Origin of the sequence: Geobacter pickeringii (genome assembly GCF_000817955.1) — a bacterium.
Classification (GTDB): Bacteria; Desulfobacterota; Desulfuromonadia; order Geobacterales; family Geobacteraceae; genus Geobacter; species Geobacter pickeringii.
This window is the reverse complement of the sequence record NZ_CP009788.1, coordinates 122085-144176: the sequence shown is the minus strand read 5'-3', so window position 1 is coordinate 144176 and position 22092 is coordinate 122085. Positions and strand designations below refer to the sequence as shown.

The 22092-nt window shown below is 62.7% G+C and carries 25 protein-coding genes and 1 pseudogene; 4 read left to right on the top strand and 22 right to left on the bottom strand.

Annotation, left to right across the window (positions count from 1 at the left end):
- Nucleotides 1-72: 72 nt before the first annotated feature.
- The gene (locus GPICK_RS00625) at nt 73-786 is read right to left on the bottom strand and encodes a cytochrome c biogenesis protein ResB (RefSeq protein ID WP_039739589.1); all 714 of its coding nucleotides are present in this window, start codon (nt 784-786) and stop codon (nt 73-75) included.
- Between the two features lie 86 nt (nt 787-872).
- Here GPICK_RS00625 and merA point away from each other — a divergent pair, with 86 nt between their 5' ends.
- Entirely contained in the window at nt 873-2279 is a 1407-nt protein-coding gene (merA, locus tag GPICK_RS00620) for a mercury(II) reductase (RefSeq protein ID WP_039739586.1), read from the top strand.
- A 24-nt stretch (nt 2280-2303) separates the two neighbouring features.
- The gene (locus GPICK_RS00615) at nt 2304-3104 is read left to right on the top strand and encodes a hypothetical protein (RefSeq protein WP_039739584.1); all 801 of its coding nucleotides are present in this window, start codon (nt 2304-2306) and stop codon (nt 3102-3104) included.
- Nucleotides 3105-3107: 3 nt separating this feature from the next.
- Here GPICK_RS00615 and GPICK_RS00610 read toward each other — a convergent pair whose 3' ends face one another.
- From GPICK_RS00610 to GPICK_RS16780, 6 genes are read right to left on the bottom strand one after another with little or no spacing between them, the layout of a single operon-like run.
- Entirely contained in the window at nt 3108-4013 is a 906-nt protein-coding gene (locus tag GPICK_RS00610) for an NlpC/P60 family protein (RefSeq protein ID WP_039739581.1), read from the bottom strand.
- Nucleotides 4014-4029: 16 nt separating this feature from the next.
- Entirely contained in the window at nt 4030-4362 is a 333-nt protein-coding gene (locus GPICK_RS00605) for a DUF3147 family protein (RefSeq protein WP_039739578.1), read from the bottom strand.
- Nucleotides 4363-4398: 36 nt separating this feature from the next.
- A complete protein-coding gene (locus GPICK_RS00600; protein WP_039739576.1) occupies nt 4399-5790 on the bottom strand; it encodes an NADH-quinone oxidoreductase subunit N in 1392 nt (463 codons plus the stop codon).
- Entirely contained in the window at nt 5787-7277 is a 1491-nt protein-coding gene (locus GPICK_RS00595) for a complex I subunit 4 family protein (RefSeq protein ID WP_039739572.1), read from the bottom strand. Before GPICK_RS00595 ends, GPICK_RS00600 begins: the two co-directional genes overlap by 4 nt.
- Nucleotides 7278-7320: 43 nt before the next feature.
- Nucleotides 7321-7779, bottom strand: a complete 459-nt coding sequence (locus GPICK_RS00590; protein WP_052263216.1) for a nitrous oxide reductase accessory protein NosL — start codon at nt 7777-7779, stop codon at nt 7321-7323.
- 57 nt (nt 7780-7836) lie between these two features.
- Entirely contained in the window at nt 7837-8079 is a 243-nt protein-coding gene (locus GPICK_RS16780) for a DUF2284 domain-containing protein (RefSeq protein WP_158414147.1), read from the bottom strand.
- 293 nt (nt 8080-8372) lie between these two features.
- Here GPICK_RS16780 and GPICK_RS00585 point away from each other — a divergent pair, with 293 nt between their 5' ends.
- Nucleotides 8373-8693, top strand: a complete 321-nt coding sequence (locus GPICK_RS00585; RefSeq protein ID WP_236685602.1) for a type II toxin-antitoxin system RelE/ParE family toxin — start codon at nt 8373-8375, stop codon at nt 8691-8693.
- Nucleotides 8680-8991, top strand: coding sequence for a helix-turn-helix domain-containing protein (locus tag GPICK_RS00580; RefSeq protein ID WP_039739566.1), 312 nt, complete (start codon nt 8680-8682; stop codon nt 8989-8991). Before GPICK_RS00585 ends, GPICK_RS00580 begins: the two co-directional genes overlap by 14 nt.
- An 11-nt stretch (nt 8992-9002) precedes the next feature.
- On the opposite strand, the gene GPICK_RS00575 is transcribed toward GPICK_RS00580, so the two are convergent.
- The 15 genes and pseudogenes from GPICK_RS00575 to nuoG all read right to left on the bottom strand — a co-directional run bounded on the left by GPICK_RS00575 (nt 9003) and on the right by nuoG (nt 22071).
- Entirely contained in the window at nt 9003-9203 is a 201-nt protein-coding gene (locus GPICK_RS00575) for a hypothetical protein (protein ID WP_039739563.1), read from the bottom strand.
- 29 nt (nt 9204-9232) lie between these two features.
- Nucleotides 9233-10570, bottom strand: a complete 1338-nt coding sequence (locus GPICK_RS17185; protein ID WP_144400013.1) for an ATP-binding protein — start codon at nt 10568-10570, stop codon at nt 9233-9235.
- A gap of 63 nt (nt 10571-10633) precedes the next feature.
- A complete protein-coding gene (locus tag GPICK_RS00565) occupies nt 10634-11146 on the bottom strand; it encodes a hypothetical protein (protein ID WP_039739560.1) in 513 nt (170 codons plus the stop codon).
- The gene (locus tag GPICK_RS17180) at nt 11139-12047 is read right to left on the bottom strand and encodes an endonuclease/exonuclease/phosphatase family protein (protein WP_144400012.1); all 909 of its coding nucleotides are present in this window, start codon (nt 12045-12047) and stop codon (nt 11139-11141) included. The genes GPICK_RS00565 and GPICK_RS17180 overlap by 8 nt, the downstream gene beginning before the upstream one ends.
- 163 nt (nt 12048-12210) lie before the next feature.
- Nucleotides 12211-13370, bottom strand: a protein-coding gene (locus tag GPICK_RS00560) for an IS3 family transposase (RefSeq protein ID WP_144400011.1) whose coding sequence is annotated in 2 segments (ribosomal slippage) — nt 12211-13109 and nt 13109-13370 — 1161 coding nt in all. Because the reading frame shifts where the segments join, the coding sequence is not laid out codon by codon here.
- A 174-nt stretch (nt 13371-13544) separates the two neighbouring features.
- A complete protein-coding gene (gene nuoL / locus GPICK_RS00550; protein WP_039739550.1) occupies nt 13545-15419 on the bottom strand; it encodes an NADH-quinone oxidoreductase subunit L in 1875 nt (624 codons plus the stop codon).
- A 138-nt stretch (nt 15420-15557) separates the two neighbouring features.
- Nucleotides 15558-15866: an NADH-quinone oxidoreductase subunit NuoK gene (gene nuoK / locus GPICK_RS00545; RefSeq protein WP_039739548.1), complete on the bottom strand. Its 309-nt coding sequence runs from the start codon at nt 15864-15866 to the stop codon at nt 15558-15560.
- A 92-nt stretch (nt 15867-15958) separates the two neighbouring features.
- Nucleotides 15959-16441, bottom strand: a pseudogene (locus GPICK_RS00540) (NADH-quinone oxidoreductase subunit J family protein); the annotation flags it as partial.
- A 128-nt stretch (nt 16442-16569) separates the two neighbouring features.
- A complete protein-coding gene (gene nuoI, locus GPICK_RS00535) occupies nt 16570-17100 on the bottom strand; it encodes an NADH-quinone oxidoreductase subunit NuoI (RefSeq protein ID WP_039739545.1) in 531 nt (176 codons plus the stop codon).
- Nucleotides 17101-17152: 52 nt separating this feature from the next.
- The gene (locus GPICK_RS00530; protein WP_039739542.1) at nt 17153-17575 is read right to left on the bottom strand and encodes an ankyrin repeat domain-containing protein; all 423 of its coding nucleotides are present in this window, start codon (nt 17573-17575) and stop codon (nt 17153-17155) included.
- Nucleotides 17576-17671: 96 nt separating this feature from the next.
- Complete coding sequence (gene nuoH, locus GPICK_RS00525) at nt 17672-18670, bottom strand: NADH-quinone oxidoreductase subunit NuoH (protein ID WP_039739539.1); 999 nt, start codon at nt 18668-18670, stop codon at nt 17672-17674.
- Complete coding sequence (locus tag GPICK_RS00520) at nt 18671-19012, bottom strand: zinc ribbon domain-containing protein YjdM (protein ID WP_039739537.1); 342 nt, start codon at nt 19010-19012, stop codon at nt 18671-18673. It lies immediately after the preceding gene.
- 39 nt (nt 19013-19051) lie between these two features.
- Nucleotides 19052-19501 (bottom strand): hypothetical protein, encoded by a 450-nt coding sequence (locus tag GPICK_RS00515; protein ID WP_039739535.1) that lies wholly within the window; start codon nt 19499-19501, stop codon nt 19052-19054.
- Nucleotides 19502-19627: 126 nt separating this feature from the next.
- Nucleotides 19628-20053, bottom strand: a complete 426-nt coding sequence (locus GPICK_RS00510) for a hypothetical protein (RefSeq protein ID WP_039739533.1) — start codon at nt 20051-20053, stop codon at nt 19628-19630.
- Between the two features lie 86 nt (nt 20054-20139).
- Nucleotides 20140-22071: an NADH-quinone oxidoreductase subunit NuoG gene (nuoG, locus tag GPICK_RS00505; RefSeq protein WP_039739531.1), complete on the bottom strand. Its 1932-nt coding sequence runs from the start codon at nt 22069-22071 to the stop codon at nt 20140-20142.
- Nucleotides 22072-22092: the final 21 nt, after the last annotated feature.

Sequence of the window (22092 nt, the reverse complement as noted above, 5' to 3'; positions counted from 1 at the left end):
GTGCCGGAAAAGCCGGCGCCACCCGCGACAGAGGGCTATAGTACCACACGAATCGGTCGATGCAACAAGGATTTACCCCGCCAGGGGCCTCCCCCGACGCACCGCCAGAAGGGCGACGTTGCCGGCCGTGAAGAGGAGCGCACCCGCCAGGGCCCACCCTGCCCCCGGCTCGTAGTGGAGCTCCACGTAGCCGACCGGCACGGGGAACGGCTCCACGTGCTTGAGATAGATCCCCACCCCGTCGTGGAAGAAGGGGTGGTTGGGGCGGAGGATGGTCGTTGTCTGGCGCCCCCCCGCCGTCGCCACGATGCCGGCGCTGAAATCGACCGGCATCCCCATGGGCCCCGGCGTCGTCGCGAGGGCCGTGACCCGGACGCTGCTCCCGTCGGGAAACGAGAGGACACTCCCCTGGTCGACCTGCATCGCCTCCTTCGCGCCCCCCCGGGCGCTCAGGAGATGGGCCAGCACGATCAGCAGGAAGCCGAGGTGCATCAGCTGGGGGGCGAGGAGCTGGAGGAGACGCCGCTCCCCCCACCCCTGCCGGAGGGTCTCGACGCTGCAGAGCACCGTATTGCACACCAGCAGCCCCAGGAGCGCGAGGGCCCCCCAGAGCCACCAGGAGGCGGCGACGGGAGCCTGGCCGAGCCAGGCGAAGAGCGGCATGGCGTTGAGGGCGCTCTGCTCGCCCCCCACGAAGGAGCCCGCCGCCAGGAGCGCCATGACCCCCCCCATGAGCCAGAGGCCAAAGGAGAGCGAGGCGAGGAATGCATAGGTTTTTCTGATCATGGAGCCGTTCCGGCATCCTTTCTCCCGTCGGCGGGTTTGTCACCCGGGCGGGTTACGGTAGACTGTTGGTACGAGGAGGTTTCCCCATGCCCGACAGCCACGACATCGTCATCCTCGGTTCCGGCTCCACCGCCTTCGCCGCGGCGCTCCGGGCCCACGCCCTGGGAGCCCGGGTGCTCATGATCGAGAAGAGCGTCCTGGGCGGAACCTGCATCAACTGGGGGTGCGTGCCGAGCAAGACCCTGATCCACGCGGCGCTATTCTATCAGGAGGGGGTGCTCGGGGCAAGGCTCGGCGTCGGCTCCGGCGGCGGCCCCGTGGACATCCCTCGCCTCATGGCCCACAAGGACGAGGTGGTCGGCTTCCTCCGCCGGAGCAAGTATCTGGAGATCCTCCAGAGCGTGCCGGGGCTGGAGCTGGTGCGGGGGACCGGACGCTTCGCCGCCCCCGACCGGATCGAGGTGGAGGGGCGGATCATCCGGGGAGAGCGCTTCCTCATCGCCGTCGGCGGATTCCCCCGGATTCCGCGGATCCCCGGCCTGGACGGGACCCCCTTCCTCACGAGCCGGGGGGCGCTCCTGCTGAAGGAATTCCCCCGGTCGTTGGTCATCGTCGGCGGCGGGGTCATCGCCCTGGAACTGGGGCAGATGTTCCAGCGCCTCGGCACCCGGGTTACCGTCCTGGAGCGGGGCCCCCGCATCCTGCCGCCGGTGGATCTGGAGCCGGCCCTCGCGGTGGAGGAGGCGCTCCGGGGGGAGGGGATGGAGATCGTCGTGAACGTCGCCATCTGCGCCGTATCGGGGAACGCCGCGGAGGTGCGGGTGGAGACGGAACGGGAGGGACGGCGGGAGACCTTCGCCGCCGAAAAGCTCCTCGTCGCCGTCGGCACCGCCCCCGCCACGGCAGGGATCGGTCTCGACGCGGCAGGGGTCGCCACCGATCCCCGGGGGTTCGTCACCGTGGACGGGCAGATGCGGACCACGGCACCGGGGATCTGGGCCGCGGGGGACGCCGTGGGCGGCATGATGATCGCCACGGTGGGGGCCCGGGAGGGGATCGTGGCGGTGGACGACATGCTCACCCCCGGCTGCGGCTGCACCATCGACCGGCTCTCCGCCCCCATGGCGATCTTCACCGACCCCGAGGTGGGGATGGTGGGGCAGACCGAGGCGGAGGCCCGGGACGCCGGGTACGAGGTGGCGGTGAACGTCATGCCGGTGGCCGCCATCCCCAAGGCCCACATCACCGGCCACACCGCCGGCGTCATCAAGCTCGTGGCCGACCGCGCCACCGGCCGCCTCCTCGGCGCCCACCTCGCCTGCCACCGGGGGGCCGAGCTGATCAACGAGGCGGCCCTTGCCATCCGCCTCGGGGCAACGGTGCAGGATCTGGCAAACGCGTTGCATGTCTACCCTTCGATGGGAGAGGGGCTGCGCCTCTGCGCCCAGGGATTCAGCCGCGACGTCAACAAACTCTCGTGCTGCGCGGAATAGCCGCCAGCGGAAAACGGACCGACCATGACCCCCGAGAGCTCCGCAAATAGTGCACCGCTCGACCGCGAATTGTCACTGCGCCTCCACCACGCCCTCACCTGCGGCAAGGAGGAGCTGTTCCAGGTGATGCTCGACCCCGTCATGGAGGTGCTGGGGGCGTCACTGCGGAACCCCTCCCTCGATGAGAACCACCTCCTGGCCCTCCTGGGGCGGCGCGACCTGACCGAGGAGCTCCTCAGGACCCTCTCCCGGCACGATACGGTGGCGGAGAGCCACCAGCTCAAGGTCGCCCTCCTCCATAACCCGGGGACGCCGGCCACGGTCTCCCTCCCGTTCCTCCCCCACCTCTACCTCTTCGAGCTCGTCGCCCTCGCCGAGCTTCCCGGCACCACCCCCGACCAGCGGCTGGCGGCGGAGCGGGCCATCATCCAGCGGCTCCCCACCACCCCCCTCGGCAACCGGATCACCCTCGCCCGCCGGGCCACCGCAACGGTGCTGGACGCCCTGATGAAAGAGGGGGACGTGCGGGTGGTGGAGCCATGCCTCGGCAACCCCCGTCTCAAGGAGGCGTCGGTATTCCAGCTCGTCGCCAGCCCCCGGGCGTCGGGAGAGTCGATCACGGCGGTGGCCCGCAATCCCCGCTGGGGGAACCGGCCGAACCTGAAGGGGGCCATCCTGAAGAACCCCGGCACCCCCCTCCCCCTCTTCGGCTCCCTCCTGCCGGGTGCCCCCGTCCACGAACTGCGGGACCTGGCCGCCTCGGGGCGGCTCACCGGCGAACGGAAGCGGCTCGTCGCCGAGGAGCTCCGGCGGCGGGGACTGTAGCCGCTACCGGCCGTACCACCTCCGGACGACGAAGCTCTTCCCCCCCGTCCCCCCGCTCTCCGGGTACCGGTCCGCCGGCATCCTCCCCCGCAGCACCTCGGCCAGCACCTCCCGCAGCGGGCGCACTGCCACCCCGTCCCGCTCCCCCGGCACCGGGCCGAGGCGGCTCTCGATGGTCCGCTCCCGGTCGAGAACGATGATGACGTGGCCCTTCCAGACGATGAGGTCCAGGGGCTCCAGCCGCTGCCGGATCGCATCCGCGCCGAGCCCCGCGATGGGGACCCCGGTGCCGAAGGCGAGCAGGGCGCTCGTGTTGCGGGGGGTAACGCCATTGGTGGCCTCGTAGAGAAGCCCCGAGCAGTCCACCCCCTGCAGCCGCCAGCGCCGCGCCGTCTCGGCGGAGAGTTTTCCCGCCGGCGGGAAGAGCTCCGTCATGGCGGGCACCCCGGCCCGGACGTTCCCCCCCCAGACGTAGCGGCTCCCCCGGGCCGCCAGGAGCCGGGCGACGATCCCGTCGCGGGGGGGGAGCATACGGGGACGGGGCGGGGGCGCTACCTCCGCAAGCCGCACGAAGCGGTCCTCCACGAAATAGCCGGTGGCCGAGGGGGAGGGGTAGTCGTCGGTGGTGACGCGGTGGACCACCGACGTCCCTCGAAGCAACGTTTCGTGGACCGTGAAGGCGGTCCCCGGCAGGGCGATGAACTCCAGTTGCCGGATCTGCCCTTGGCGGTCGGTCCGGAGGGTCCGGCCGTCGCGGCCGCCGAAGACCCCGGGGAAGTCGGCGGTATTGAGGACCGGCGCCGGGAGCACCGCCACGGCGTAGCGCGTCGCCTCCCCCGCCCGCGCCGGGAGCACCGCCGCCAGCAAAACGAAAAAGGCCGCAGCTGCGCCCCTCAACCATCCGGACATACGTTTCCTTTCATGCCTACTTGAGAAAATACTGATGCACCGCCGCTCCGGCCAGCCAGACGCCGAAGCTGGCCGTCAGCACCACCGGCAGGGGGAACTGGCGGCGGAAGAGGAAGAGCGCCGCCACGAAGAAGAGGATTGTCGGGATGATCCCCCAGAGGACCCCCTTCGTGTACCCCTCCATGAGCCGGTAGTCCCCCGGCGCGTCGCTCCAGAGCCAGAGCATCACCAGGAGGCTCGTGAGGGGCATGGTGGCGATGAGCCCCCCCAGGGTCGGCAGCCACCTGCCGACCTGGGCGCAGACGATGATGATCGCCAGGCTTGCCAGCGCCTTGACCAGTAACTGCATGATGGATCTCCTCGGGATTCGGATCGAAACGCGGCGTCAGCGAAGGATCGTCGCCACCAGCTCAAAGAGGGGACCCGGAAAGATCCCGATCCCCACCACGGCAAGTCCCACCAGGGCCAGCACCACCCCTTCGGCCACGGTGGGCCCCTCCCCCGTGGCTCCCTCTTCCGCGGGATGCAGGTAGAGGTTCACCACCACCCGCAGGTAGTAGTAGGCCGACACGGCGGCGGTCAGGATGCCGATCACCGCCAGCGGCACCGCCCCCCCCTTCAGCGCCGCGAAGAAGATGGCGAACTTGCCGGCGAAACCGACCGTGGGCGGAATCCCCGCCAGGGCGAACATGGCCAGCGCCAGCACCCCCCCCTGGAACGGGCGGCGGTAGCCGATCCCCCGCAGCTCCTCCACCCCCTCCAGCACCGTTTCCCCCTCCAGGGAGGCGACGGCGCCGAAGGCGGCCAGGTTCATCACCGTGTAGGCCACGGCGTAGAAGGCGGCCGCCTCGTACCCCCGCTCTCCCCCCGCCAGCAGCGCCAGGGCCACGTACCCCATCTGGGCGATGGAGGAGTAGGCGAGCATCCGCTTCAGGTTCGGCTGCAGCAGCGCCGCCAGGTTCCCGACCACCATGGAGAGGAGCGCCACCCCCCCGAGCGCCACCCGCAGGGGAGCCGGGTCGGCCAGGTGGGGGAGGAGAAGGAGGAAGAAGGCGATGGCCGCCCCCTTGGAGCCGGTGGAGAGGAAGGCGACCACCGGCGTCGGTCCCCCCTGGTAGACGTCGGGGGTCCAGAGGTGGGCCGGCACCAGCGACATCTTGAAGGCGAGCCCCGCCAGGAGGAACCCCCACCCCGCCCGGGCCACCCCGCCGGTGGCCCCATTCACCGCCCCGGCGATGTCGAGGGTCCCCGCCGCCCCGTAGAGGAGGGCGATGCCAAAGGCGATGAAGGCGGCGGAGATGGCGCCGAGGAGGAGGTACTTCAGCCCCGCCTCCCCCGACGCCGGGCGGCGGTGGTCGTAGGCAACCAGGATGTAGAAGGCGAAGGTGAGCGCCTCCAGCCCCAGGAAGAGGATCAGGAGATTCGTCGCCGCGGCGAGGGTCGCCATGCCGAAGACGGCGAAAAGGACCGTGGCCGGATACTCCTCCCCCCCGAGCCGATGCCGGACGCCATAGTCGTGGGAGAGGAGGAGGACCGCCGCCGCCGTCAGCGCGAAGAGGACGATGAAGAAGCGGGCGAAGGGGGTGAGGGCCACCCCGAGGGCCGTGGCCGCCACCGGCGGGGCCTGAACGGCCCAGAGGGCCGCGCCGAGGGCGGCCGCCACCCCGACGGCGGTCCCGGAGCGCCCCGGCACGACTGCACCGAGGAGGAGCACCGTCACGCTCCCCCCGGCGAGGATCAGGAGCGGCATGATGGTCCAGAGATCGGCGGTGGTCATGGCGCCCCCCCCGTCAACAGCGCCACCGGCACCGTCAGCAGATCCAGGAGCGGCTTCGGATGGAAGCCGATGGCAACGTCGATTCCTGCCAGCACCGCCAAGAGCGCCCCTTCCCGCAGGGTCACGTCGGACAGCTGCAGCGGCTGCCGCTCCGTCTGGAAGAGCAGCTCCTGCACGAGCCGCACCGTATAGACCAGCGGCAGGATGATCCCGACGAAGGCGAGCACCACCGCCAGCGGCGTGGTCCGGAAGGCCCCTGCCAGGATCAGGAACTCGCCGGTGAAGTTGTTGAGCCCCGGCAACCCCGCCGACGCCATGGCAAAGAGGAGGAAGAAGAAGGAGTAGACCGGCACCTTCCCCCAGAGCCCCCCGTAGGCCGCCACCTCCCGGGTATGGGCCCGCTCGTCCAGCATCCCCACCAGGGCGAAGAGGGCGCCGGTGGTGATGCCGTGGTTCACCATCTGGAGGATGGAACCCGAGAGGGCCACCGGGCTCCAGGAGGCGATGCCGAGGGCCACGAACCCCATGTGCCCCACGCTGGAGTAGGCCACCATCCGCTTCATGTCCTCCTGGGCAAAGGCGACCCACGAGGCGTAGAGGATGCCGGCCACCGCCAGCGCCATGAGGAGCGGGGCAAAACTCCGGGCAGCCGCCGGGAAGAGGGGGTAGCCGAAGCGGACCAGGCCGTAGGCCCCGGTCTTCAGCAGCAGCGCCGCCAGGATCACACTCCCCGCCGTGGGGGCGTCGGTGTGGGCATCGGGAAGCCAGGTGTGGAGCGGGAAGAGCGGGAACTTGATGGCGAAGGCGAGGAGAAACGCCCCGAAGAGCCAGGGGGCCGCGGCGTGGGTAATGGGGGCCCGGGCCAGGAGCGGAAGGGCGAAGGTGTAGACCCCGCTCCCGGCGCCGTGGACGAGATAGACCCCGATGATGGCGAGGAGCATGAGCAGCGAACCGACCAGCGTGTAGAGGAAGAACTTCACCGCCGAGTAGACCCGCCGGCCGTGCCCCCAGATCCCGATCAGGAAGAACATCGGGATCAGCATCAGTTCCCAGAAGAGGTAGAAGAGGACTAGGTCGAGGGAGAGGAAGACCCCCACGATCCCGCTCTCCATCAGGAGGATCAGGAAGTAGTGGAGCGCCGTCCGCTCCGTCACCCCCCGCCACGAGACGAGCATCGCCACCACCGTGATGAAGGCGGTGAGCCCCACCATGAGGAGGCTGATCCCGTCCATCCCGAGGAGGTAGCGGATGCCGAACCGCTCGATCCAGGCGGCATCCTCCCAGAGGAAATACCCCGCCGGCGCGCCGGGTGCCACGGACATCCCCGGCGCCGTCAACAGGAGCCAGCCGGCCAGGGCCAGCTCCGCCACGGCAAACCCCAGGGCGAGGGGGCGCACCGACTTCCGGCAGTTCCAGACCGGCGCCAGGCAGAGGCACCCCGCCAGGGGGAGGAGGATGAGAATGGTCAGTATCGGGTAGTCGGCCACGATGGTATCCCTGTTCCCTGCGCCACGGTTCGCCGCGGGACCATTACTCCTTCTCCTCGGTGCTTTTTTCCATCCCCGCCAGTTTCAGGGCCTGCTCGTAGGCGGCGACCATGCCGCCATTTTTCTTGATGAACGCCTGCGCTTCCTGGCCGTTGGAAAAAGCCAACTGCGCGACGCCTGCCATGGAGCCTTTCTCCCTGCTGCCGATCACCCAGACCGCCGTCCGGGCATCGATCAGCCGGCCGGTTCTGAAATCGGCGACCTTGACCGAGGCGATCTGTCTGCCATGGGGTTCATTCATGACAGCGGCGAGACAGTGCAGGCTGCAGGTCCCGAAGGTGCTCCCGTCGGCATAGACAATCAGGACCCGGCTGTGGGCCGAGCTCGTCCTGCTCATCCCGCACACCTGGCACGACTTGGGAGCCTCCACCTTCTCCACCGCGAAGGCCGGAGCACCGGCAACGAGTAGCGAAAGCATGACGCCGAAGACCAGTTTAATCATGATGCGTTCTCCTCTTCAGACAACAGACTCTCCCGGTTCCCACGGGAAAGATTCAATTTATTCCGGCTGTGGCGGGCCGGGGCGCGGCAGTTCCAGGTTCTTCCTCCGGCTCCACTCCTTCCGGTCGTTGGGATGGTCGAATTTCACCGCCAGATGCAGCACCAGTACCCGGCCGTACTCGGCAAAAAACTCCCGGCACTCCCCGATGGACGGCACCGCCGGCGGGCACCCCCCTTTCTTGCCATAGGTGTCGCAGCCAATAGGTGCATTTGAAGCGGACTCACTGGCGCACCTGGACATCTGCACCGGAGATCCAGGCAAAATCATCGCCGCCGTGCTGGCGGGCGATGGTTTCTATGGTTTACTGGTCGGGCATGGGGGGCCTTTCATTGGGTGCTTGACACTATTACTTCCTTCCTTTTGTAGCCTCCAGTTCGACTGTATGCCAACGGGCATGGCTTTGACCTGCCGGGTTTCCAGTAATCTCAACCGTGTTTATCTGCACAAAGTAGCCTGTCCCCCTATTCGCTTCTAGTTGGACCTCCCATTAAATTTCAAATTGACTTTATACGTCATTGCCGTATATTGAGACTATGATCACATTCGTTGAATCGCCGCTGTTTACCAAGCAAGTGCATGATTACCTGACTGACGACGAATATCGGGTTTTTCAGGCGTTTCTTGCAGTTTCTCCAGATTCAGGCGATGTGGTCCGCGGTTCCGGCGGAGTTCGCAAGGTTCGCTGGAACCGTCGCGGCACCGGCAAAAGCGGCGGCGTGAGGGTCCTATATTTTGCCCGCTCAGAAGCCGGCGAGATCTGGTTGCTACTGATTTATGCCAAAAGCGCTGTTGACAGCATTCCCGGGCACATTCTCAAAGCACTCAAAGAGGAGATGGAACATGCCACTCGATGAAAAAGAACTATTGGCACGCGATGCAAAGCGTAACATTGGTGAAGAACTGCTCCAGGCCGTGCGGGACATCAAAGCCGGCAAGGCCGGCCGTGTTTCTACGCTGGAAGTTTCTCCTATAGCTACGGCACGTCAAAAGATCGGTCTTTCCCAGAGTGAGTTTGCAAAAATGCTCGGTGTATCGCTTCGCACTCTCCAGGAGTGGGAGCAAGGGCGACGGACCCCCTCCGGAGCCGCGAAGTCCCTTATCACTATTGCCATTAAAAAGCCAGAGATTATAAAGGAACTTCTGGCCGCTTGAGATTTTAAAATTCATTGCCGGTTCATCTTATCTCGACCTTTATTCATCAGATAGAGACCGACCATCATCGTAATTGCGCCTAAATATCCGCAGCCAAAGGTGCATTTGAAGCGGACCCACTGGCGCACCTGAACGTCTGCGCCGGAGATCCAGGCAAAATCCTCGCAGCCATGCTGGCGGGCGATGGTTTCTATGGTTTGCTGGTCGGGCATGGGTGGCCTTTCTTTGGGTGATTAACGCATCACGGCGTGACCTGCGTGGCAGCGTTTGTCGCGTCAGAGTCTACGCCGATGTCAGCCCCATCGCCAAGTATCCGTGGATGGGCCTTAACATATGCGGCAAACAATGAATCCTTGAATCTGTAGTATCTGTCCCTTAAATTCTCTATTTCAGCACCATATTGTTCAGTGACTAACTGGCCAACATATTGACTCGGATTATCTACACCCCTGTCAATTGCTATCTTATACGCATTAGATGTCCACACCTCTCCTTGTGCATCTTGTGACTCTGCAAGTGCTCTTAAAACTATCTCTCGTTGTGGGGATGATGATACAGCTTTTCTATAACGGCCTTCCAAAACAGGATCTGCCCCTCTTTCGGCTATAGATTTTAATGTTAAATCTATATCTAATTTAGTTATACTCTGTTTGTCTTCCTGATATGCGTGACGTAAGGAATATTTACCTATCAAATGGACCATATAAGGATGACCTTGCGCTAAAGTAACAATCTGTTCGCGAGCATCTGGTTCAAAAATTATGTAATTGTCAATTTCATGTTCGGCTATAGTTATAATTTCTTTTAGTTCGTCGGAGGACATTGATGGTAGAGAAATAATGCTCCCAGCAAAAAGCCTGTCTGACGAAGCGTGCTCTTTCATCAGCGCCTGAATATCTTTTGCAACACCGACAATACAAAATCTAACTTTAGTTGCATTTGTAGATAGCGCTTTAAGGAAAGATGCAAAACCTGATACGTCTCCAATTTGGTCAAATTCGTCAATAACAATAAGCAGACCATCTTCAGCAATTTTTTGTTCAGATAAAGCATTAGCAACATTAGTGAATACAGTGTCTATACTATGAGAATTGATTACTGGCTCTGCACAAACTTCTTCTTTTTTTTCGGCACCTAATTCAATTCCTACGGCCAATGCTTTAGCACTGAATTTCGGCGAATAACCACTTAATAATTTCTTTGCTTTCGGAATATCGTACGCCCAATCGGCGAGACAATTCGAGTTTGTCAGCAATTTCTCCAGTAATTCATTCGTAGAACCTATCGCTTTTCCACAAGCAAAATATATAGTAAGAAAATCTAATTTCCTGTCGTTGTTTATTCCCAATTTTTCTAAGATTGAATTTTCACCTGTACCAATATTAGAAATCTGCCTTGCTAGTGATGTCTTTCCGATGCCGCGATTTCCAACGACGGCAATATTTGCTCCATCAGATAAGAGTGCATAGTAAGAGTCTCTCACCGCCTCTTTCCTTCCAGCAAAACGAACTGCATCAATAATTTCCCTTGACGGCTGAAATGCATTTTCAATTTGAGTAATTGTAGGTCTAGTAGTCATTACTCTCCTCCATACTTAAGGATAACTGACAGTGGATTAACAGAAGTGTTGTAGCGCAGCGCGCTACTCACTGCCTGCTGAATCCGATTGTTGTGACTGTTCCTCTTTTTTAGAGTCTGGTGGCTCAAGCCTCATAAGGCTAGATAACTTTTCGCCGACCGTGGGATCACGAAGAAGCACATCGAGAGCGATCTCAAGTGACTCTCGATCCGCGCACGAACGGTCAACATTCGCAAAAGCAATTTTGCAAGGATATCCAGAACGACCTTGGGTCCAAGTGGCCAGTTCTTTCGTAGGGCTATCAGGGATCAAAGGATTTTCTGCGACAACAGCCCAGTATGTTTCCCTTTTCCTGCCACCCAACACGTAAGGGAGCGTTGCCAAGGCTGCGAATGCTGGTGCCATTCCTTGGTCACGAACATAATACTCTTTCCTGTCAATTGATATTTTGCCTTCGCTTCCCGCCCTCATCTGTATGTCTAATTCACGAAATATCTCATTAATTTCTTGCTTGGCCCTCTCTGCTGCTTCAGCAGCTGCTAATCCTTGCTTGAACGCGTCAATATAGTCAGCCATTTACAACCTCCTTTTCAATGACACTTATAACTGGGTAATGGTCGAATATATCCAGGTCTGAACTGGTTCTGGTGGGAAGTAGTGGGAATTTAAGTATTTGAGTGTATTCCTCGTTCAAGTGCCACTCACCCTTTCCTATAAATGCTGATGAGAACATTATTTGGTCGAACGTTCTCCAACGAGTCTCTAACCCTGAAGAATGGAAGCAGCTCCCACTATGACTGTCACCCGGATCGTTTCTCTGGTATGGGAGAGCCTCCCCAAGGTGTCGCCAGAAAGGGTTATACAGCAGGGTGGGGTTTTTTAGAGCAAGTCTTCTGTCTCTGACCGCTAACAACTGTTCTGCCAGAGACGAATCAAACGGTTCATCGTTGTAATCACCAAGTAGCACAATGTTGGCAGGTTTAGGATGTATTCCGTTAATTTCATCCACAGCATCGCGCAGTCTAATGCCGAGAAGATGCCTATCTGCACTGTTTTTATCGCACCATAGCCTGCTGGGCCAGTGAGAAATGAAAATATGGAGCGGCTCATCTGTCTCAGTAATAATAAGATCAACACGATTTGCAACTTTAAGGGAGCGGCTTCCCCTTGAGGCTATTAAGGACGTTGTGTCAACCAGCCTAAAGGTTTCCTTCCGAAAGATAGCACCAGTATCAAATTTGAGACGCCCTGTTTTTAGAGTTCCGTCGTATATGCTGTATTCGTTGAGATCAAGGTGGTTCACGAAGTCATTTAAATCGTCAGCAGTGACCTCCCCAAGAGCCAAAAAGTCTACTTTTAGATCCCTCGTCAGGTACTTTATGATTTCTAACGCGACTTCTTTTTGTTTTCCAGTTGCTCTTGTAGGGTCTGTGGTTGGTGACAGGCCTGTATTCCACCAAGCTAGTGATCGAAGCATAATTGGCTCTTATTCGTTTTCAGTTTATATTGCACAACTCATTTATTGCGCAGTTAGATACGACCATCTACTTATCATATGCTCGCATCTACATATAGATGAGAGGTGGTCCCAGTTTGTAGGACAGGTTGGCGGCGGGAATAAGGTGGATTGCCGGTTGTAGTCATGCCGCCAGTGAGAGAATACGGCCGGCGTAGCCAGGCCGGGGTTTTTGCCAATATGCCTCATGCGGCGTCCGGTCGTCTAGTTTCGAGTGCGGGCGGCGCATGTTGTAGAAATTGATCCAGCGGCTCAAACCTTGACGAACCTCGCTGCCGGTCTCGAAGGCGTGCAGGTAGATGCACTCGTATTTCAGAGAACGCCATAGCCGCTCGATCATGACGTTGTCCCGCCAGCGCCCCTTGCCGTCCATCGAAATGCGGATCTCAGCGTCCTTGAGGACCTTGGTGAACGCATCGCTGGTGAACTGGCTCCCTTGGTCGGTGTTGAAGATCTCGGGTTTGCCGAAGCGAGCCAGGGCGTCTTCGAGCGCGGCAACGCAGAAATCGGCGTCCATGGTGTTGGAAAGCCGCCATGACAGGACCTTGCGACTGGCCCAATCCATGATCGCCGCCAGGTAGAGGAAACCTCGCCTCAGCGGAATATAGCTGATATCGGCGCACCAGACCTGGTTTGGCCGGTCGATGGTCACGCCACGCAGCAGGTAAGGATAGACCCTGTGCTGCGGATGCGGCTTCGACGTGTTCGGCTTCTGGTAGATAGCCGATAGTCCCATCAACTGCATCAGCCGACCGATGCGCTTGCGATTGACGGCATGACCCTCCCGGCGCAAGTGCCGGGTCATCTGTCGGGTGCCATACCACGGTGTTTCGAGATGCTGCTCGTCGATCAGGCGCATCAGTTCCAGGTTCTGTGGGCTTTCGCCCACTGGCTGGTAATAGTAGGCCGATCGTTTGATCGAGAGCAGTTCACACTGCCGGGCAATACTGAGTCGGTCATGGTCGGGTTCGACCAGGGCCTTCCTTCGGGTTGTACTCAGCGACAGCGACCGAAGGCTTTGGCCAAAAAATCCCGCTCCACGGTGAGTTGTCCGATCTTGGCGTGCAGGTCCTTGATCTGATCGTCATTCGCCTTATTGCTGTGCTCGGCGGCTCCGGAAAACACCGCTGCCATGTTCTCGATGGCCTGCCGTTTCCAGTTGGTGATCATATTGGGATGCACTTCATAGCGGGCGGCCAGATCGCTCAGGGTCTGCTCGCCCCGGATCGCTTCCAGGGCAACCTTGGCCTTGAACTCGGCGGAAAAACGACGACGGCTCTTCATGGGTGATCCTCCTTCAACAGGGTAAGGCTGTCCACCTTAACACACTGTCCGATTTTCGGGGACCACCTCTATGCTTCTCCAGTTCCGTTTCAGCAATTTCACCATGCCTGACGGACCAGAATCGCTTCTCCAGATCTCATTTTCCGCTCCGAATCCTTCCTCGTACCCGAGTGATCACCCCAACCACCCCCACGCCAGCCACCCCAAAATCAGCGCCAGCCCCGCCGCAAAGCTCAGAATGTAGACCGACACCCGCCCGCAGCTCCACCGGCCGAGCGCCTGGCCAGCCGCACCGGTCACCCCGGCGAGGCGGTCGAGGGAGTCGTCGATCACCCCTTCGTCCACCCGGCGCCAGAGGAAGCCGGCCAGGGTCTCGTAGGGGCGGACGATGAGCGTGCGGTAGAGGGAATCGACGTACCAGCCGTTCAGGAGGAAGGCGGTGATCCCCCGGGGCTCGGCGGCGGCATCTTCGAGTCGTTTCTGCCTTCTGGCCCCGCCGTAGCGGAGGTGGGCGACGGCGAGCCCCGCCAGGGAGACGGCGGCAGCGATCCCCTGAAGCGCCAGCTCGCCTCCGGGGGAGAGGTGCGGCGCGCCATCCTTCAGAGCGGTGGCGAAGAAGCGCCCGAGCCACCCTTCCGCGACGTATTCCGGCAGGTTCAGGAGGCCGCCGAAGAGCGCCAGCAGCGCCAGGGGGGGGAGCATGTACTCCATGATCCGGGGGAAGCGGTGGGGGCGCTCCCCCGTGCCGCCGAAGACGAGGTAGAGCATCCGGAAGGTGTAGACCGCAGTGATGAAGGCGGTGACGAGGCCGGCGCCGTAGAGCCCGCCGTAGAGGAGCCCCCCTTTCGCCCAGGCCGCCGCCAGGATGGCGTCTTTGCTGAAGAAGCCGCCGGTGAGCGGCACCCCGGCGAGGCAGAGGGCGCCGGCCAGGAAGGCGCCGAAGGTGACCGGCAGCCCCGTGCGCAGCCCCCCCATCTTGAAGATGTCCTGCTCGTGGTGCATGGCGGCGATGACGCAGCCGGCGCCGAGGAAGAGGAGCGCCTTGAAGAAGGCGTGGACCAGGAGGTGGAAGGTGGCGGCGGTGACGGCGCCGCAGCCGACCCCGAGCATCATGTAGCCGATCTGGCTGATGGTGGAGTAGGCGAGCACCCGCTTCAGGTCCCGCTGGGCCAGGGCGCAGGTGGCGCCGAAAAAGGCGGTGGCGGCGCCGGTGACGGCCACGGCGGCCATGACCACGGTCGATGCGCCGAAGAGGGGGTACATCCGCGCCATGAGGTAGACCCCGGCGGTGACCATGGTGGCGGCGTGGATCTGGGCCGAGACCGGGGTGGGGCCGGCCATGGCGTCGGGAAGCCAGACCATGAGCGGCACCTGGGCCGATTTCCCCATGGCGCCGGCCAGGAAGAGGAGCCCCAGGGCCGTGACGACCCCCGCCGGCACGAGCCCCCCCATCTGGTTGATCTGGGTGATGGACTCGGTGCGGAAGAGCTGGAAGCACCAGACGATGCCGATGCCGAAGGCGGTGTCGCCGATGCGGGTGGTGATGAACGCCTTGCGGCCGGCGTCGGCGTTCTTCGTCTCGGTGTACCAGAAGCCGATGAGGGCGTAGGAGCAGAAGCCGACCCCCTCCCACCCGAGGTAGAGGAGCGGCAGGTTCTCCGCCAGCACCAGCACCAGCATGGCGAAGACGAAGATGTTGAGCAGGGCGAAGAAGCGGGCGTGGCTCCCCTCCCCCGCCATGTACCCCACGGCGTAGACGTGGATCAGTCCGCAGACGAAGGTGATCATGAGGGTCATCACCAGCGACAGGGGGTCGAGGGAGAGATCGATCCCGGCCGTGAAGTCAAAATCGGCCAGCCAGGTGGCAAGCCTCACCGTCTCCGGCGCCCGGTACGCCCCGAAGGCGAGGAGCGCGCAGACGAACGCCCCCCAGACCGCGGCACAGGCCAGCGTCTCACTCAGCCGGCGCGGGAGCGTGCGGCCAACGAGGGCGTTGATGGCGCCGCCGAGGAGGGGGAGCAGGAGTATGAGGGTGAGGTAGAGTTTCATTTTAATTCACAATCTGCCACGGAGACACAGAGACACGGAGGAAAACCAGTAAAAAACGAAAGTATTGAGGTTTTGACCGAATCATTTTGTTTGATTCCCGCATTTCTCCGTGCCTCTGTGTCTCCGTGGCAGGTTTTCCTAACCTTTCAACTCCCTGAACTCATCCGCCTCCACCGTTTTCTTCCGCCGGTGGAGGTAGACCACCATCGCCAGGGCGAGGGAGACCTCGGCGGAGGTCATGGCCATGATGACGAGGGAGAAGACCTGGCCGTCGGCCATCCCCCACCGGGCGGCGCCGCCGACGAAGGCGAGCATGGCGGCGTTGAGCATGATCTCGATGCCGATCAGGAGCATGATCAGGTTCATCCGCCAGACCATGACGCAGACGAGCCCCAGGGCGAAGAGGATGCCGGCGAGGGCCAGGACGTGTTCGAAGGGGACGATCATCGGTTCGGCTCCTCCTGCGGGAGAGCGTCCCCCTCACCCGACCTTCGGCCACCCTCTCCCGCGGGGAGAGGGGGTGGGGGTGAGGGGAGATTTCGCCGCCTGGCCAGGTAGAGCGCCCCGACCAGCGCGAAGAGGAGCTGCATGGAGACCACCTCCACCGCGACGCCGTATCTCCCGAAGAGGGCCAGGGCGAACTCCTTGACGCCGATGGCCTTCCCCGTCGCCGTCACCGCCGGGGGGCGGGAAGCGAACAGCGTCAGGGCGGACGCCAGGATGACGGCGCCGAGGACCAGGGCCGGCCACCAGTCGCGGCCGCCGGGGAGCCGGGCCCGCTCCGGGTGCCCCAGGTCGAGCATCATGATGACGAACATGAAGAGGACCATGATGGCGCCGGCGTAGATGATCACCTCGAAGACCGCCACCACCGGCGCCCCCAGCAGGAAGAAGATCACCGACAGGGCGAAGAAGGAGGTGACGAGGTAGACGATGGCGTGCACCGCGTGCTTCTCGGCGATGGCGAAGAGCGTGGCGATGACGGTCACGGCGGCGAGGATGTAGAAGATGGCTGCTTCCATAAAAAGTCAAAATCCGCCACAGAGGCACGGAGACCCGGAGAAAACCGGGAATCTACGACTGGCGGCCAAAAGAGGACCTTTTCTTTGCTCCGTGTCTCTGTCTCTCCGTGGCAGGTTCTTTGTTGAAATCACGGCATTAATCCCCGCACGTCCACCGGCTCTTCTTCTCGCCCCCCCGTCCCCCGGGGCTGGGCAATGCCGATGCCGGCGTGGCGGTAGAAGTTGTACTCCGCGTCCTTGCCGCAGCCGTCGATGAGGAGCTCCTCCTTCTCGTAGACCAGCGACATGATGTCCCGCTCGCAGATCTCGTAGTCGGGGGTCATCTGGATCGCCAGGGTGGGGCACGCCTCGGCGCAGAGGCCGCAGAAGATGCAGCGGGAGAAGTTGATCCGGAACCACCGGGCGTAGCGCCGCCCCCCCTCCCCTTCCGCCGCCTCCATGGAGATGCAGTCCACGGGGCAGGCGGCGGAGCAGAGGTAGCAGGCGACGCAACGCTCGCCGCCGTCGGGGTCGCGGGTCAGGACGATCCGCGCCCGGTAGCGGGGGGCGGGGGTCCGTTTCACCTCGGGGTACTCCACCGTCACCGGGGGGCGGAAGATATGCTTCCAGGTGACGAAGAGGCCGGTGGCCAGGGCTTTGAGATCGTTCAGTATCGGCATGGTTCTGTGGGGGAGGGGGCGGCGCAACGGCCCCCCCTCCGTGTCGTCTCCGTTATGCCGGCGCCTTGGCGCGCAGCGCCTTCCTCATGAGGTCGAGGGTCTCGGGGTGGCCGTTGGTCTCCGCATAGGTGAGGGCGGTGTTGCCGAGCTTCATCTTGGCGGCCGGGTCGGCGCCGGCGCCGAGGAGGTCCTGCACGCATTCGTCGCAGCCGTAGTTGGCCGCCAGCATCAGCGGGGTGTGCCACTCGTTGTCCCGGGGGTCCACCGCGGCCCCCGCCTCAAGCAGCGCCTTGATGGCCCAGGCGTGGCCGCTGGCCGCCGCGTAGTGGAGCGCCGTCTTCCCCTTCTCGCTCTTGGCCTCCAGCTCCGCGCCGCGGGAGACCAGATCCCGGATCGCTCCCACATCCCCTGCCTTGGCCGCCTCGATGAGCGGCGTGTGCCCGTCCTTGTCCCTCGAATTCACATTCTCCACCATGACACGTCCTCCTTTGCTTCGTTCGTTGCGTGAGCGTTCACTACGACGACTTGCCGGCGTGTTTGCGTACGGAGACCCCGTGAATCCCCCCTTTCCTCAGTATAGTTCCCGAGCCATGAGCCACCAGCCGGTGGCCAGGATGTTGACGAGCGCCAGGGGGGTCAGGACCTTCCACCCCAGGTGCATGAGCTGATCGTAGCGGAGCCGCGGCAGGGTCCCCCGCATCCAGATGAAGAAGAAGGCGAAGGCGAGGGTCTTGGCGGCGAACCAGACGAACGGCGGGAGCCACGGCCCGTGCCACCCGCCGAGGAAGAAGGTCGTGGCCAGCCCGCCGAGGACGATGATGTTGATGTACTCCCCCACGAAGAAGAGGCCGAAGCGCATCCCCGAGTACTCGGTGTGGAACCCGGCCACCAGCTCCCCCTCCGCCTCGGGGATGTCGAAGGGGATCCGCTTGCACTCCGCCGCGATGCTGACGAGGAAGATGGCGAAGGCAAGGGGCTGGTAGACGATGAACCAGACCCCCTTCTGGGCCGCCACGATGTCCGAGAGCCGGAGCGACCCGGCGAGCATCACCGTCGGCACCAGCGACAGCCCCATGGAGAGCTCGTAGGAGATGAGCTGCGCCAGCCCCCGGATTGAGCCGAGGAGCGCGTACTTCGAGTTGGACGCCCACCCCCCCAGGGCCACACCATATACCGCGATGGAGGAAAGCGCCATAAAGAAGAGGAGCCCCACGTTCAGGTCCGCCACCTGCAGCGGCACCTCCCGGCCGAGGAGCGTCACCGGCCTCCCGAAGGGGATCACCGCGAAGGTGAGGATCGCCGGGATCGCCGCCATGGCCGGGGCCAGATAGAAGAGCCACCTGTCCGCCTGGGGGGGCCGGAAATCCTCCTTGGTCAGGAGCTTGATGAGATCCGCCAGCGGCTGCAGGAGGCCGAACGGCCCCACCCGGTTCGGCCCCTTCCGGTCCTGGATCCAGGCCAGCAGCCGCCGCTCGGCGAAGACCAGATACGCCGCCAGGGTCAGCACCACGAAGAAGATCAGGGCGATCTTCGCCAGGTGGATGGCTATGTCGAGGGTGAGGTCGGTCATCTACGCCTTTTTCACAAACTCCGACTTCAACTGCATGGCGCCGATGCCGTCGATCCTGCAGTCGATGTCATGGTCGCCTTCGATGAGACGGATGTTCCGCACCTTGGTCCCGACCTTGACCACCGAGGACGAGCCTTTGATCTTCAGATCCTTGATCACCGTGACGGAGTCGCCGTCGCTGAGCACGTTCCCGAAGGCATCGCGCACCACGCGCTGCTCTTCCGTACTCTCTCCCGGCGCCGCTGTCGGCCATTCGTGGGCGCATTCCGGGCAGACGTACATGGTGCCGTCTTCGTAGGTGTATTCTGAACTGCATTGAGGACATTTCGGATAACTGCTCATGGTGCTCCTTTTTCTGGTTATGTCGTTATGGGATCAACGTTACTTGTTGTGCCCTCTCCCCCGCCCTTTTCCCTTGCCCGGCCTCTCATCCTGCTCACCAGCCGGCTGGCCGCTAAACGTGAGATCACCGCGCTTCAGGGCATGGAACTCGGTGGAGCCCGGCTTGATCCCCATGCTTTTCGCGATCACTCCCCACCCTTTGCCCTGATTGGCCTTGTAGACGCGCACCACCTGCTCGGTCGGCTTCTGGGTCCATTGCCCGAGCTGGAGACACATGAATGCGTCGGCCGGTTCCTTGACCGTCCCGATAACCGCGCGTACCTGCACCTCCGGAATGCCGAACTGGGTGCTGAGCCTGGCTGAAAAGCCCTTCAGGTCGGCCTGTGCCTGGACGTTGAGGCTCCTCAGAAAACCGTCGAGGCCTCCTCCCGCCATTGCCGCTGCGTTAACGATGAACAGCGTCAGTAATGCGAAAAATAGTTTCTTCATAGAACTGCCTCCTTTTTTGGCTATGGCGCTGAATTTGCGAATTCAAATTTCACTCAACGGCTCGTGCCCTTGACCCGCACCGGGGCGTTTCTCAGCCCCGGTCGGCGTCCAAGGGCCCGGTTGGCTCTACTCTTCAAACATTGAATGTATCTTGTCGTCAAAATTGAATGTATTGAGGACCCACTTGCCATTCGGCCCATAAAATATGAAGTTCCACCGCATTATGTGTTTTTCGAATTTTTGTATCTGAACAATTTGCAGTAATGATTTCCCGACTGACTTTTCCTTAATAAATTCTGATCCGATGATCCTGCCGAACCGTCCCTGTATTACCGGCAATTGAAGCTTTGATTGCTCCACCATCACATTAAATTCTGATTCTGGTATTATTAAATATGGTTTCATCAAGAGAAGACCACCTTCAATGTCACCTGATGCAACCTTGGCCATAATTTGGTCAGTTAATTTTTTTGCTGCATCCTTGGATTCTAGGGTGGCTGCGCCTGCAGCGGTTGTCATCAGGAAAAACATTACGACAGCAATAATTTTCATTTTTTTCTCCTTCGTCATTCATTGAGACAACTCTTATTGAGCGGTTCACGCGCACACGTGAACCGCTCATCCACAAAACGGAGCATCTAGCCCGGCCCCAGTCTCACTCCTTCCCCTTCCGGATCCAGGTCCCGCAGCGGCTCCCACCGCCCCTCGAAGGGATCCGCCACCGCTTCCCCGCTGCAACGCTCAATCAGGTCGGCCACGATCCGCGCGGCGGAGCGGAGGTTTCCCCCGGGGGGGATGCTCCGGTGCAGCCGGGGTGGATGGAACGGCGACGGCTTGTCGGGGGAGGCGTGGTAACGGGCCGGGAGACCCCGGATCGGGAGTCCGGGCGCCATGGCCTTCCTGAACCGCTGGGCCCGCCCCTCGAAATTGACGAAGGTGCCGTCGGTCTCCACCCAAGCGGTGGTGGGGAGGACGATCTCGGCCCGCCGGACGGCTTCCGTCGGGAGCCAGTCGGCGGCCACCACGAACGGCACGCCGTCCAGAAGCGCCGCTGGGATGTCGGCCTCCACGGTGATGATCCCCTTCACGTTCCCGGAGGCGATGGCCCCTTCCAGGGTGACCGCTCCGTGCTCCTGCGCCAGGAGCGCCGCACCGGCGGCGTTGGGGCCGGGGAGGAGGCACGCGATTCCGGCCTCGGCCCGGGCGAGCAGTCCGATGGCGGCGGGGGCGTTGTTCCGGGTGCCGCAGATGACCACGGGGCGCGCGAAGATCGCCAGCGGCACCTCTTCGATGATGCTCAGCTCGATGGCTTCGATGGAGACGGCCCGGGCCTGCTCCAGCGGCGCGTGTTTCCCCACCAGGAAGACCGGCGCGCCGCTGCGCCATGCCTGCCGGACCGCCAGGAGCATCATCGGCCCCTCGTCCCGGAGGTCCGATTCGAGGATGACGACACAGTCGGCCTTCCGCACGTCGGCCATGGAAGCGGCTTTGCCGCCGTCGAGGAGGGATACGGCCGCGGCGACCCGCTCCCCCTCCTCCCTGTCGGCGAAGTAGCAGAGATGCCCCGCGCCGAGGAGTTCGGCCAATCGCGCCAGCAGGAGGTTCCCCTCCAGCGGGAGCCGCAGCGAGCCGACCACCGCCAGGCTGCCGGGGCCGTATACCTCCGCCAGTTCGGCGATCCGCAGCATGAGGGCGTCGAGGGCCGCGTCCCACGGAACCTCTTTCCCGTCCACCAGCGGCACCCGTGGCCGCGCCGGGTCGTTCACTGGGGCGTTGGTGAACCTTCCCCGGTCGCAGAGGAACGGGCCGTTCACGGCGGGATTCTCCCGGGCAATGGTCTTCAGCAGCTCCCGGTAGCGGGCCGCCGGCACGGTGTTGCACCCCAGCGAACAGTGGGGGCAGACCGAGGGGGCCATCTCGTAGTCCCAGTAGCGGGCACGGAAGCGGGCGGTCTTGTCGGTAAAGACGCCAGTGGGACAGATATCCACCAGGTTCCCGGAGAAGGGGGATTCCAGCTTCCCCTCCTCGAACCGGCCGTAGTAGACCCGCCGGGCGCTCCCCATGACGCCGAAGTCGCTCCCGCCGGCGAACTCCTGGTAGAACCGGACGCAGCGGTAGCACTGGATGCAGCGGTTCATCTCGTGCTCGATATACGGCCCCAGGTCCTGGTTCACGTGGGTCCGCTTTTTCCCCTCGAAGCGCCGGATGCCGTGGCCGCCGGCGACGGTGTAGTCCTGCAGGAGGCACTCCCCCCCCTCGTCGCAGACCGGGCAGTCATGGGGATGGTTGGTCATGAGCCACTCGATGACCAGGCTCCGCATCTTCAGCGCCTCGGGGTCGGTGGTGGAGACCACCATCCCGTCCTGTGCCGGGAGCATGCACGACATCTGGATCCCCTTCACCGGGCCGTCCAGCAGCTTCACGGCGCAGAGCCGGCACGCCCCCACGCTCCCCAATGCCGGGTGGTAGCAGAAGTGCGGAATCCAGATCCCGACGGACTTGGCCGCCTCAAGGACGCTGGTGCCGGCGGGGACTTCCACCGGTATGTGGTCGATGATCAGTTTGGGCATAATGTCAAAATCTGCCACAGA